A 12,510-nucleotide genomic window follows, 5' to 3' on the forward strand; every position below is an offset into this window, starting at 1 on the left:
GCTTGCGACTCATGGTTGTATAAGCGATCCATCTCTCGCGTGACAGCGAAATTGAATTTCGAGAATATTGCGGCGCGGAAGTCAAAGATGGGATATTTTACAGACGAAGAGCTTCAGTCATTGCGCATCGAAACCATGATCCTCCATGTCGTCAGTGACGAGGATTTCGAGGTGCAACAGGTTCGCCCAGTCGAGTACGCGGATTTCTTCCTTGATCGCATCAAGGATACGGACGCTGCGGCGGTGTTCGAGTTCAACGAGGACTCAACGACGAAACGACACCTCGAAGAAATCGCGACGGGAGCCGAGTCCTTCGAGACAGGAGCCCAGGAACTCTCACGACTTTTCTCCCTTTTGCACGACGGGACCAGCAGGGCAGGCGCCTTCTTCGTGTTCGAGCTTCGATGCGACGACGAGCATACCCGTCTATATAGTCTTATAAAATACGACTATCAGCAGGTTATCGAGCAGTCTGGAGCGGGTGGCGCCAACCTGCTGCGGATGATTATGCAGGCTTTCGTTGCAGAGAAGCGCGCGATTCAGAAGTCAGCGATTGCGAGAGTGACGGGGGGTGTCGCGGGTGCCGCGGTCTCTGCAAAGGACCGAATGGCGCCGGGCATCGAGATCGCCGATTACTTCGCCCGTTTCCTCCAGATCAAGCGTACCCGAAGCGACGAGGAGCTTACGAGAACAGTCCGGAACCTGCTGCGCGCGACGCTCGATGAAATTCGGCAGCACCTGCCTGATCGGGATGTCGCCCGAGCCTTTCGGCGCGCCCAGGATGGCCTGCGAGACCGGGAGTTTATTAGCGGGGAGGTTATTGGCGAGGTTGTGGTCGCCGCTGCCGAAGCTCAGGGGAATGAAGTCGTGATGGCGGACATACAGAGGCGTCTTCGACGCAAGTTGAGTTCGGCAAAACTTGACGGACTCAGTTTTCCGCCGGATCGCACGGTGCTGCGGAGACCGCCTCTTCGCCGCGTCGCGACCACGGAAGGCGTCGTCGTCCTCTATCCCGATGACGCGGATCGCGCGATCGTTCAGCGGGATCGTTCCGCAGACGGTAGCGAGACGATTACAATCAGAACCGCGCACGTGACGGAGGACAGGCTTGTCCGCGAGGGATCTAGGGCGTCTCATTGACGCTGCGCACGCTCAGGGTGGCTTTGTCCGGGAAAGTGCGCAGGCGATCACCGTATCGAACCTGAGCGCACTCCAGGCACGCGACATCGCCAATGTATGCGCCGCTCTGGCATGGGGCTGTTCACTCGCGGACGGACAAGGGACGGTGTGGGAACCAGAGGAGTTGGATCAAGCCCTGGCGCCTTTCAGGCTCGTCATCGCAAAGCCCGCGATCAACGACACGTTGCTGGTCCTCTCTCTGCAAGGTTTCGGCGAACTGGTGGAAGATACGAGCAATCGCCAAAAGCGGTGGTGGGTTGCGGGGCTCGGCTCGCCAATTAGAACCTGGGACACATTGTTTCTACCATGGGGCAGGGATGATGAAGCGCCCGAGCCGGTGTCGACAAAGAATCCGCGCTTTCTAGTTCGCGAATACGGATCCCAACGAAGGGTGCCGGATCGCGTTGGGCGCTGGCTTCTGCGTAATCCGGACGACGATCGCGGCGTTGCCGATGGATACCGGGAGGTATGGTCTGAAATGGCGACCGAGGCGCTCATACGAACCCTTCCTAATGAGATAGAGATCGAAACGGAGGCACTCAAATTCCGCGGACCGCCGCGGCTCTCCTTGACAAAGCCTTCCAAGGAAGAGGTCAAAGCGTTCGCTCGACAGCGAGCATTTGATAACCTTCAGCATGCTGCCTCGTGGGTGTTTGAAAGTGAGCGGGACACTGAGACGCGGCACGCTCTTCTGGCGGCCGAGATCGCGCGTTCGGGTGTGGGGTCCAAGTCCGCGACTGAGGTCGTCCAGCAGGATATCGAAGTCGCATTGGAAGGCGCTCGCATTGCCTACGAGATGTCGCTGGCTGCTGTAGGCGCCGACACTCTCAAGGCGCTGACGGAACTGCGTAAAGCAGTGACGGAAGAAACTTCAAAGGTCACAGAAGCGACACGCCAGACGGTGACCGCTGTCTCCGGAGCGCTCGCCGTTGGCATGGGTTTGATTGCGGCGAAACTGACATCCTCGGCAAACGTCTTGCTCATCGACGGACTGATGTTCGTGGCGGTCGTGTACGTCGGGATGGTGATTGCATCGGGCTGGCAGTTCGTGCGTTTGCAAAGGAACGCGCGACAGCACTGGCAACCTCGACTTTACCAGTTTCTCCCGAAGGACGAATACCAGCGTCTCGTGCGTGGGCCGACGGGGATGGCGGAGACGGCCTTTAAGACGGCGGCGTGGGCTGGCGGTGCAGCGGTAGTCGTGCTCGCCGTCGTGCTGCTATTGGTTGGAAATACGCAGCCTAGTAGCGTCAAGAAGACAAATGAAGGCGCGTTGCATTCAAGTTGAGCGCCGCCGGGTGATTGGCACGATTTATGCTGCGGACACACTACGTTCCAGGTTGGTCACATATTTTCCGGCTGTGGTCCTTTCGAGTTCGGTTTTACAACTTGGAAATAGAATGTACCCCCCTACAGCCGAAAGGTGCATAAGGTTTATTATGGAACATCTGGGCGGTTTGTCTGCTGTTGCGTTTTGTGTAAGTGCGAACCAAAGATGGCGACACGATGTAGAAAACCATTGCCGAGCCTTCCTTACCGCGCCGCTTTTGCGCCAGCTATTCAACTGAAAGCGTGTATTTCCGCGACGCTGAGCTGTAGCCGTCACCTGCCGGGGACCGGAGTAGCTCTCCTCAACAATCGCAAGCTTGGTTTCATCACTGAAGCGGCGACGGCGAGTGCTGTCCACAATCTCCAGGCGGCTCACTCGACGGTCTCTGATAATGTCCATGGCTATACACCGGCTATGTTGACGTCGATATAGCTGGTGCTCTTTCATAATCCTCTTCCGAACAAGTCGGCCTGCTCGGATGCGTCCGACTGCCCGGCAGCGAGGAGAGTTTCCTCCATCGCGCCGATCGAGTTCCGAAGTCAGACTTTGATGACGCTCGCGGTGTAGATTTGCTCGATGGTTTTGCCGAGGTCCGCGTCAAATTCCGCGTCGCTCATCGTAACCCTCAAGCTCTCCGTCAGAGCGCGCGAGAAGCTGGCGGTCATGCCGTGGTTATGGCTGAGCTTCTCGCAGGCGTCGACGCGGCTGTAGCCGCCCGACAGGGCCACGACGCGGGTGACCGCCTTGTGGGCGATCAGGGGAGCGTAAAAATCGGCCACGGTCGGGATGGTGAGCTTCAGCATGACCTGCGTGCCCGACGGCAAGGCGTCGAGTTCCTTGGCGATCGCGTCGCGCAAGATGGCCTCCGCCTCTTGCTTGGTCGGGCTCTTGATCGAGACTTCCGGCTCGATGATCGGGATGAGCCCGTGGCCGAGGATCTGTCGACCGACTTCGAACTGCTGCTTCACGATGGCGGCGATGCCGGTCCTGGCCGCATCGGCGATCACCGAGCGCATCTTGGTGCCGAAGATGCCCTTTCTCACCGCGCGGGCGAGCAAGGCATCGAGATCGGGCATCGGCTTCATCAACTGCACACCATTCTCCTCGGCGGCCAGCCCCTTATCGACTTTGAGGAAAGGCACCACACCACGATCCTCCCACAGATAGGAAGGGACCGGCTTGCCCTCAGCCTCGCCATCCATGGTCCTTTCGAACAGGATGGCAGCGATGACCTTGTCGCCGGAAAAACTGGGCGCCGTCATGATGCGCACGCGCATCTCGTGCATCAGTCTGAACATCTCCTCGTCGCCGCTATAATCCGAACCCGCGATCCCGTAGAGACGCAAGGCGCCTGGAGTGGAACCACCGCTCTGATCGAGGGCGGCGATAAAGCCCTTCTTCTCGGCCATTTGCGACATCTGCTTAGCGTCGACCATCTCTCTCTCTCCTTGTGACATTCTCGCGTTTGCACCTTTTGGGCTGGCCAAAGATTTTAAAGTTGCACGGGCTGTCCCTGCGCGACTTCGTTGTGCCGATTGCATTCCTCGTCGGTCGTCAATTGGGTAAGGGCGCACGAGAGGCGCCCTCCCATTGGCTTGCCAACCGAACGGGGCAATCAACACAAGGTTCAACGCTCTAGGGGCGGCGAAACGCAGCTGGTATCGTGTCGGGATCAACCTGATTGCCGGCGGTCATCACCTGCCAATAGGCTTCATCGACCGCGTGAATGATGGCGTTTTCGATGCTGCGAGCAACCATGTTACCCTCGGAGGAGTGGGCAGCGGCAACATGCGCCACCTCCTCCGGCAAGCCGACACTCAGGCAGATATGAACGCCATAGGCTGGATGCCGGATTGCCGGCCGCCCTGTGTGGGGCGACGATTTCCACCGTTGCCGGTTTATCGGATCGAATTCCCACGGCTTGCCGATATCGTGGCATAGCGCACCGGCGATGACCAGATCGCGATCGATGTCCAGCTGCGGGAAGTTTTTGATGTAGTCGTCGGCGACAAGAATGGCCTGGCGGGTGACCGCGCGCAAATGGTCCGTCTGATTTCCGCTTTTTGCCTCGAATATGCCGGGCACGCCGCAAGCCGGCATATCGACGAGAGACTCGTAACTTGTTCCCGCTAGCGAAAACGACCAGGCTTCGACGACCTTGCTGCGTAGCTCGTCATTGTTGATCTCGGCAATCTCTGGGAGATCCCGGCGTACGCGCTCGCGCAGCTCATCTGTGATTGGGCGTCTTTGCCTGGCGGCCGCACTTGCTGCCGCCGGTGATATCGTCTGTTCCATCAATAGATCTCGCTGTTATGTCGACTGGGATGAATTACGATGCAGTTGCGTTGGCCAACGCGATCAAGTTTGGTGGGAAAAGATCGGGATTGCTGCTCAACACCGAAGCGGTCTTTGCGCGGAACGATTCCCGATCGACATCCGTGGCGACCTGCAGACCGTTTGCCGCAAAGAAACTGTAAGACTCGCTTTCCTGCTGCACGGTGATCGCCCTTACATGATCGTCGGCGGCCTGGGAGGCCTTGTTGAATGCCTCTTTCTCGCTGTCCGACAACTTGTTGTAGACATCGGGATTGATCACGATGTAGGCCGTCGTCAGCACGTGATCAGTCTTGGAAACGAATTTCTGGACTTCATAAAGCTTGGTGGATTTCACGACGGGCGCCGGTGTATCCTGACCATCGGCGACGCCTTGCCGGAGTGCGAGATAGAGTTCGCTGAGATCGACGGCGACCGTCGACGCGCCCAGCGCCTGGATCAGAGCAATATAGGCGCGTGAATTTGGGACACGCATCTTCAAACCCTGCATGTCGTCGGCTTTGATGATCGGTTTGACATTGTTGGTCATGCAACGAAACCCAAGATCGGTCCAACCGACGAGATTAAAGCCCTTGTCCAGCGAAAGCTTGCGCAGGTCGTCGCCGAACTCGCCTGCAAAGGCTTTGTAGGCCTGCTGACGTGTCTTCCAGAGAAACGGCGCGTCGGTGATCGACATTTCCGGGACCCATCCCGAAAGTCCCACACCGATGCCGCCCATCTCTACCGAACCCCGACGGACTGCTTGCGCAATATCGCGCTCGCCGCCCAGCTGCGCGTTCGGGAAAATCTGGACGGTCATCCCGCCACTCGTCAGTGTTTCGATCTGCGATTTAAATTCAAGCGCCCAGAGATGCCAGCCGTGTTCGGTAGGCGCCGGATGAGCCAATCGCAATCGTTTTGCCGCCGCGGCTCGCGCTACGCCGATCGGTTGGATGGAGGCCGCCGCCCCAAGGGCGGCTCCAAGTTTCAGGATCTGCCGGCGTGAGATCAACCCGCTGCCTGCGCCGCGGGAATGCTTGAATAGTGACATGATAACGCTCCTCTCGTTCTCTTGCTGCCCTTAACCCTTGACGTTAAATAGCCTGGGCAGGATTGTTGTGATTGAAGGTTCGGCCACCAGTACGAGCAGCCCGATGACAAGGACGCTCAGGTACCAAAGCAATATTCGGCTGGTTGGCTCCACGCGCGCGCCGGTAATTTTGCAGGCAACATAAAGTGCGATGCCAACCGGTGGCAGGACGACCCCGATCCCGAACGCCTCCGCCATGACAATGCCGTAGTGCAGCGGATCGACGTGCAGCGATATCGCAACAGGCATCAGCAATGGTGCCAGAATGATGATCGTCACGAAGCTTTCAAGGACGGCACCGACCAGAACGAAGATGACGATCACCGCCAACAGAAAGCCCGTCGGACCGAAGTGACTGACGAAATCGGCCAGCGAGCTCGTCACGCCCTCCAGCGTGAGCGCCCAGGAGAACACCGTTGCCATGCTCACCGTGAAGAACACCATCCCGTTTAGCATCGAGGCCCTGGTCAGCGTTTCCCAGAAGGCGGCAGGCGTAAATTTGCGATAGAGCAGGCCAAGAAAGATCCCGTAGATCACAGCAAACGTCGAAACTTCGGTCGGGGTGCCAAAGCCGCCAATGATACCGCCGATCAGGATGACCGGCAGGAGCAACGGAAAGAATGCACTGCGGCCTGTCGAGACCACGCGGCTCAACGGCGCCCGTGGCCGCGGCTTCCAGCCAAACATCGACGCGCGAACGCGGATGAGCAGCATTTGAAACAGGGCAAGTACTGCAGCCGGAAGCACGCCGGCGACGAATAGCGCGCCTGTCGATATCCCCGTTGCCGACCCGATCAGGATAAGCGCGATGCTGGGTGGCACGGATTCTGACATTGCGGCCGCCGCCGCCAGCACCGCTGCCCGCTCCGGAGCAGGATAGCCTTCCTCTTCGAGCTGCTTGGACATTGGTATGCCGATCATCGCCATATCGGCAGCTTTCGATCCGGAAATGCACGAGCCGAGGTAGCAACCCACGACCATAACCTGCAGCAATCCACCGCGAACATGACCAATCAATGCGACAATGAGGTTCACGATCCGCGAGCCGATGTCGGCGCGATCCATGATAAAGCCGGCAAATATGAAGAACGGAAGCGCCAGCAGAATGAAGCCATCAGAGCCACGTTGCGCATTGGTGACGACCGCCACCATGTCGGAGGACTCCGATCCCAGAACACAGACAATTCCGGTCGTGGCAAGGACGAATCCGATCGGAATACCGAGGATCAATTGGATCACGAACATGCCGCCGAGAACGGCATAGAGCGCTGGGAGATTGGCACTCAAGGCGTCCTGGCTGGCCAAAAGCACAACAACTGCAAGCGCCGGAACGAAGAACATCGAGGCGACGGCGATGAGCGGGAGCCGGTGTAACCGGACGCAGGCGTGCATGACGAAGAGGACGCATCCAAGCGTGATCGGAACGGTGAGCCACGCATAGCCTATTCCCAGGACGATCGTGGTCTCTTCGAGGTTCGAAAACAGCAGCGGAACCGAGTAGTAAGCGGTCAAGCCAGTGACCAAAATGACGGTCCACTCGACCAAGGCAGCAAGGAATGGCCTGACGTTCGCCGGCATCCTGTCAGAAAGAAAGGTAATGGCGACAAAATTGCCACGGCTGTAGGAGACAGCACCCCCCAGAAAAGAGATCGTTACGAGGAAAGGATGGGCGGTCTCCGCCGCGCCAACAACCAGCGGAGAGTTGGTATAGCTGCGCAGTATGGTGCTTGCGAAGATAAGAAGAACTTGCGCGACCAAAGAGACGTTGAGAACCGCAATCGCGATGTTGTCGATCCACCGCAGCCACTGTGGTGCCGGCTGAAAATCCCCTTCGGCGCCATGGATTTCGGCCTGGCTGACCGGAGCCACCTCAACTATCATGCGCTCCCCCCTTGTGCATTTGCTGCGTCCTTTCGGCACTCCGCCCTGACGCTGACGGCCGACTGACATCTTGCGATCGCAACGGTTGAGCCGATCAGCATTCCAGGGCATCGACCACGATCGTCGGGAGGAGGGAAAAAGCCGATAGGCGTATCGACGATGCGCTGAGTGACATCGTTGCACATCCAGGTGCTGTCAGTGGCAACAATCGGAAACATGCAACGTCCTTTCGATTGCCTTCATCCAGATCGCAACGGCGCACGCACCGCCATCGACAAAACCCAATGCTCGCTCACCAAGGTAGCTCGCCCGTCCGACGCGCGCCGTCAGATTTGCTGTTTCCGCAGCGCCGCGACCGGCCGCATGGGCCGCCGCGGCGAAGCCGTCGGCGGGAGCATGCGCGGAGGATGTCGCGTTCGCCCAGGCATCAAGGGCTGGATAAAGGGCGTCGAGCATTGTTCGATCGCCGCGCTTGGCGCCTCCGAGGTCCGAGATAGCCTGGATCGCGGCTGCAAAGGCTTTGAGCCAATCCATTTCCGTTGGATTGTCGTTCCCTTTGAGAAACGTCCCCGCTCGAACAAGTCCCGTTGCATAGAAAGGACCGGAGCTGCCGGCAATGGCCCGACGCACGGCCGTTCCGAGATCAGTAAGAAACTGCGACGGCGTTGCGAAGCTCGCGGCATCAAGCGACCGCAACGCGTCCGCCCCACGGACCATGCTCGCACCGAGATCACCATCGCCGGCCTTTCCATCAAGGTCGCTCAGCTCCACCTCGGCTTCGTCCAAAGCCTGAGCGATCAGCTGCGCGACCGACCTCAGCTTTGCCGACAGCGGCCCCGCCTGTGCCTCGCGTCTTGAACCGGACTGCGGGGCTGCGTCATCGACGACAAAAGCTGGATGCCGAACCGCGCCTCTTCCGACCCAGCCGGCGGCGTCAGCCTTGGCATCGAGCAGATTAAGACGCTCGCTGTCCAGGGGCAGGACCGACAGCGAAAACCCCGGCATTTCCAAAGCCGTCATGAAATTTCCGCACCAAGCTCGCTCGACGTTGATCCCCCGGTTTCCCAGCCCCTCAAGGCAGTGGCGCAAAGCGATCGCGAGCTCCATCTGCGGCGTTGCGCCGAGCCCGTTGACAAGCAGCGCGCACGCAGACGGCGCAGAGGTGCCAAAATCCGATAAAATGACCTCGAGAACATCGTCGACGATGTGATTGACCGGTTTCATCGGCATGCGCTGAATGCCTTTCTCGCCATGGATGCCGAGCCCATACTCGATTTCGTTTTCGCCGAGATCGAAGCCGGCATGGCCGACGGCTGGAACGATGCAGGTCCCGAGACCGACACCCATCGTTCGGACATCTTTTGCCGCTTGTCTCGCGATCGCCGCGATTTTTACCAGCGGCAAACGCGCATTTGCAGCGGCGCCAGCGAGCTTGTGAACGAACACGGTGCCGGCGATACCGCGACGCCTGTCAAGCGACACGGTGTTGCGCAATGAAACGTCATCGCCGACCAAGACCATTTCCGTCGGAATGCCCTCGGCGGTCGCGATTTCGGCAGCGAGCCCGAAATTAAGTCGGTCACCGGTGTAGTTTTTGACAATCAGAAGCACTCCGGCGCGGCCGGCGACTGCTCGAATAGCGGCGAGAACGGCATCGACACTCGGTGACGTGAAGACGTCGCCCACGACTGCGGCCGACAGCATCCCTGGACCGACATAACCGGCGTGGGCCGGCTCATGGCCAGCCCCGCCGCCCGAAATGACCGCAACCTTCCTGTTCAATTTGCCAGGGAGATCCGTGCGGATGACGACGTTCTCGTTACGCAGGATGGCAAGGCCGTGCGACATGGCAACGGTTCCCTCCAGCATCTCTCTGACAATGGATTTCGGGTTGTTTATGAGCTTTTTCATCGCAGCTAATCCGAAGAGAATGAGATAATACTGACTTCAAGCACGACGCTAGGTGGCAGCGCGTAGGATTCGCCTGACATCCTCGGCCGCGATGTCGCGCTTCTCTCCGAGCGGCAGCTGATGCGCTTTCTCCAAATGATTAATGATGTCTTCGACATTGAACCGCGTTCCAGGCAGTTCGCGCATGCGAACGGGGCATCCCATCTGGCTGAAGAAGCGTTCGAGCAAGTCGATAGCCTGAAGCGCAATGGCACGGTCGTCGTCACCATGGAGTCCGTAGACGCGTTGGCCAAAGCGTGACAGCATTGCCAGCTTGCTGTCCAAGCGGTCGCGCAAAAGATGCGGCATGACAAGCGACAACGAGCGGGCGTGATCTATTCCGTAGAGCGCTGTGATGGCGTGACCGATCATGTGTGTCGACCAATCCTGTGTCACGCCCGCACCGATCAGTCCGTTAAGTGCCTGATTAGCCGCCCACATGACGGTATCCCGCGCATCATCCGTCGGGTGGTCGATAAGGCGAGGTCCTGCCTCGAACAAGGCCGACAACAGCGTTTCGCTGAACCCATATTGGACCGGCAGATTTGCTGGCTGCGTCAGGTACTGCTCAAGCACATGGGTCACCGCGTCGACTACGCCGTTTTCTAGTTGACGGCGCGACAACGATCGCGTGGTCGAAGGATCGAGCACCGCAAATCTCGGTCGTGCCAGTTCGATCGCAAACGGAAGTTTCAGGCCGCGGCTGCGGCGCGATATGACCGACACTGGATTGCTCTCCGAACCAGTCGCCGGCAATGTCAGGACGGCTCCGTTCGGCAGTGGGCTGGTTATTGCATCACCGGTGACCAGCGCATCCCAGGGATCGTCCGCTTCCATAGGAACAACTGCAGCAAGAAATTTCGCTGCATCGATGACAGATCCTCCACCAACCCCAAGGACGAATGTGATGTTTTCGGCCCTGGCCAGTCTGCCGGCAGCCATTATCGTGTCATATTCGGGATTTGGCTCGACGCCGCCGAATGCAACGACATGGCGAGATGGCAAGGCCCGTATGACCTCGTCGTAAACGCCATTGCTCTTGATGCTACCGCCTCCAAACAGAAGCAGTATCCTTTCGTCCCGCCCGACCAATTCGTTCAGATCGGCGATCCGCCCGTGCCCAAACACGATCCGTGTGGTGTTTCGCAGGTCAAAGTTCAATGTCATTGTAGCCTCATGCTGAAGGATCGTTTCCGCGACCAATCGCCATTCGGCATGCTCGGTAGCGATATTGGGAAGCGCGTGCGGCCGTCACCGCGTAAAGCTGACCTCGAGTGTCCCGTATCCAGAAAAGGATGCCGAAACGATATCGCCTGGTTCAAAGTAATTGAGGCCAGTATAGGTGCCGGTCGTGATGATCGTGCCAGCCGCGACCCGATCAGGGCGATCGGCCGACTGGAAGAAGGCAAGTGCGGGCAGGCGCGGATCTACGGCCGGATGGCCTCCAACCGTTTCCACCACTGTCACACCGGAGCGCTCAAGCGTCACCGGAAGTTTGATGAAATCCGTGTCTTCGCTCGATAGCCAGGGGTCGGCGACAATAAGCGCACCGTTCGACATGAAATCGGCGTTGCGATCCATCAAAGGCGCGTCGAGATAGCTAAGAAAGCGCGTGTCGACCACTTCGATCGCCGGTATGACGGTGGTTATCTCATCGAACTCGTTCAGCGTCAGAAGCCGATGCCGCGCTTCCAGATCGATGTTCAGGCGATAGGCTATTTCTGCCTCGACACCCAGGAGCGGCACAGACGCTGCTGGCATCGTTGCAGGATGTGCAAGGAGACGCGACGCGAGGATTGCTCCCCAGGTCACCGTCTCCGGCTGGACGCCCGTCACCTTGTAGCCGACGATTTTTTCGCCGAGAACTCTGGCCGTTTCGGTCTGGATGGCCACCGCATCGGTGAAGGCGATAGGCCTCGCCTCCAATGGCAACTCATTCAAAAATCGACCCTCAAGCCGCGACTTCGCCAGCAGCGCGGCAGCCTTCTGTATGTCTTCACGCTTCATAAAAGCCCCTCAATAGGCCTTGTTTGACGGCTGGACCAGCAATTGACGAGCGCCGGCAAGAAGCACTTGGTTGATCCAGGCTAGGGTCATGAAGTCTTCCCGGATCGGCTTTCCTGCCGCGCGAATGTGAGCGCTGGCCTCGTCCACTACGCGCTTCACGTTTGCATGGCCAGGTTCTCCCGCGTGTCCCAGCGATTGGGCAAGATCGTTAAGACCAAAGCTGAAATAGTCGACCCCGGGAAGGGCCGCTATGTCACGCGCTGCGGCCAGCCCTTGCGTGCTCTCGATCATGATGCCGACAGATACGTTTTCGTTGCAGGCGGCCAAATGACCGGGCAAATCGCTGATCTCGTTAAAAAACGGTCTGCCCCCACCAAACGAACGATCACCCAAGGGCGCAAAATAGACGGCAGACAGCGCCTCTTTCGCATCGTCGACAGAATCCACGTGCGGCACTACAATCCCGCGTACGCCTCGGTCGAGAAACCGCGTGATCGTTGCTGAAGACCGATCCGGCACACGGGCGATCGGAACGATGCCGTGCCGCTCGGCGGCGATGCATGCGGCTTCGAGGTCCCTCGTCTCAAAGGATCCATGCTCCCCATCGAGATAGACAAAATCCAGTTGAAGCAAGGAAAGGACTTCGATGATCGTCGGCGCCGGGAAAGTTAAATGGAGACCACGGATCATCTCGCCTGTAGCTGCTGACTGTTTGACGATGTTTGGAATTTGCTTGGTCTCGGTGTTGATCATCGCAATG

The 12,510-nt window shown here is 58.6% G+C and carries 11 protein-coding genes; 2 read left to right on the forward strand and 9 right to left on the reverse strand.

The window, feature by feature from the left end; all coding sequences use genetic code 11:
• Nucleotides 1-120 precede the first annotated feature (120 nt).
• Both FHT86_RS34055 and FHT86_RS34060 read left to right on the forward strand, forming a co-directional pair.
• The gene (locus FHT86_RS34055) at nucleotides 121-1,140 is read left to right on the forward strand and encodes a nucleoid-associated protein (RefSeq protein WP_210298168.1); all 1,020 of its coding nucleotides are present in this window, start codon (nucleotides 121-123) and stop codon (nucleotides 1,138-1,140) included.
• Nucleotides 1,109-2,467 (forward strand): hypothetical protein, encoded by a 1,359-nt coding sequence (locus tag FHT86_RS34060; protein ID WP_133704328.1) that lies wholly within the window; start codon nucleotides 1,109-1,111, stop codon nucleotides 2,465-2,467. Before FHT86_RS34055 ends, FHT86_RS34060 begins: the two co-directional genes overlap by 32 nt.
• Before the next feature lie 24 nt (nucleotides 2,468-2,491).
• Here the strand turns inward: FHT86_RS34060 and FHT86_RS34065 are convergent, their stop codons facing one another.
• From FHT86_RS34065 to FHT86_RS34105, 9 genes are all read right to left on the reverse strand, one after another.
• Nucleotides 2,492-2,956, reverse strand: coding sequence for a transposase (locus FHT86_RS34065; RefSeq protein WP_312862632.1), 465 nt, complete (start codon nucleotides 2,954-2,956; stop codon nucleotides 2,492-2,494).
• Nucleotides 2,957-3,048: 92 nt separating this feature from the next.
• Complete coding sequence (locus FHT86_RS34070; RefSeq protein WP_133704326.1) at nucleotides 3,049-3,945, reverse strand: fructose bisphosphate aldolase; 897 nt, start codon at nucleotides 3,943-3,945, stop codon at nucleotides 3,049-3,051.
• A gap of 199 nt (nucleotides 3,946-4,144) precedes the next feature.
• Entirely contained in the window at nucleotides 4,145-4,804 is a 660-nt protein-coding gene (locus tag FHT86_RS34075) for an HDIG domain-containing metalloprotein (protein WP_183869021.1), read from the reverse strand.
• A 34-nt stretch (nucleotides 4,805-4,838) separates the two neighbouring features.
• Nucleotides 4,839-5,873 (reverse strand): TRAP transporter substrate-binding protein, encoded by a 1,035-nt coding sequence (locus FHT86_RS34080; RefSeq protein WP_133704324.1) that lies wholly within the window; start codon nucleotides 5,871-5,873, stop codon nucleotides 4,839-4,841.
• Between the two features lie 30 nt (nucleotides 5,874-5,903).
• On the reverse strand, nucleotides 5,904-7,793 hold the full coding sequence (locus tag FHT86_RS34085; RefSeq protein WP_166656669.1) for a TRAP transporter large permease subunit: 1,890 nt from the start codon (nucleotides 7,791-7,793) through the stop codon (nucleotides 5,904-5,906).
• 195 nt (nucleotides 7,794-7,988) lie between these two features.
• Nucleotides 7,989-9,704, reverse strand: a complete 1,716-nt coding sequence (locus FHT86_RS34090) for a dihydroxyacetone kinase family protein (RefSeq protein ID WP_133704322.1) — start codon at nucleotides 9,702-9,704, stop codon at nucleotides 7,989-7,991.
• A 48-nt stretch (nucleotides 9,705-9,752) separates the two neighbouring features.
• A complete protein-coding gene (locus tag FHT86_RS34095; RefSeq protein WP_133704321.1) occupies nucleotides 9,753-10,910 on the reverse strand; it encodes an iron-containing alcohol dehydrogenase in 1,158 nt (385 codons plus the stop codon).
• An 84-nt stretch (nucleotides 10,911-10,994) separates the two neighbouring features.
• Nucleotides 10,995-11,750: a fumarylacetoacetate hydrolase family protein gene (locus FHT86_RS34100; protein WP_133704320.1), complete on the reverse strand. Its 756-nt coding sequence runs from the start codon at nucleotides 11,748-11,750 to the stop codon at nucleotides 10,995-10,997.
• 9 nt (nucleotides 11,751-11,759) lie between these two features.
• A complete protein-coding gene (locus FHT86_RS34105) occupies nucleotides 11,760-12,503 on the reverse strand; it encodes an HpcH/HpaI aldolase family protein (protein ID WP_133704319.1) in 744 nt (247 codons plus the stop codon).
• Nucleotides 12,504-12,510 lie beyond the last annotated feature (7 nt).

This window comes from Rhizobium sp. BK313 (assembly GCF_014193655.1).
Taxonomy (GTDB): domain Bacteria; phylum Pseudomonadota; class Alphaproteobacteria; order Rhizobiales; family Rhizobiaceae; genus Rhizobium.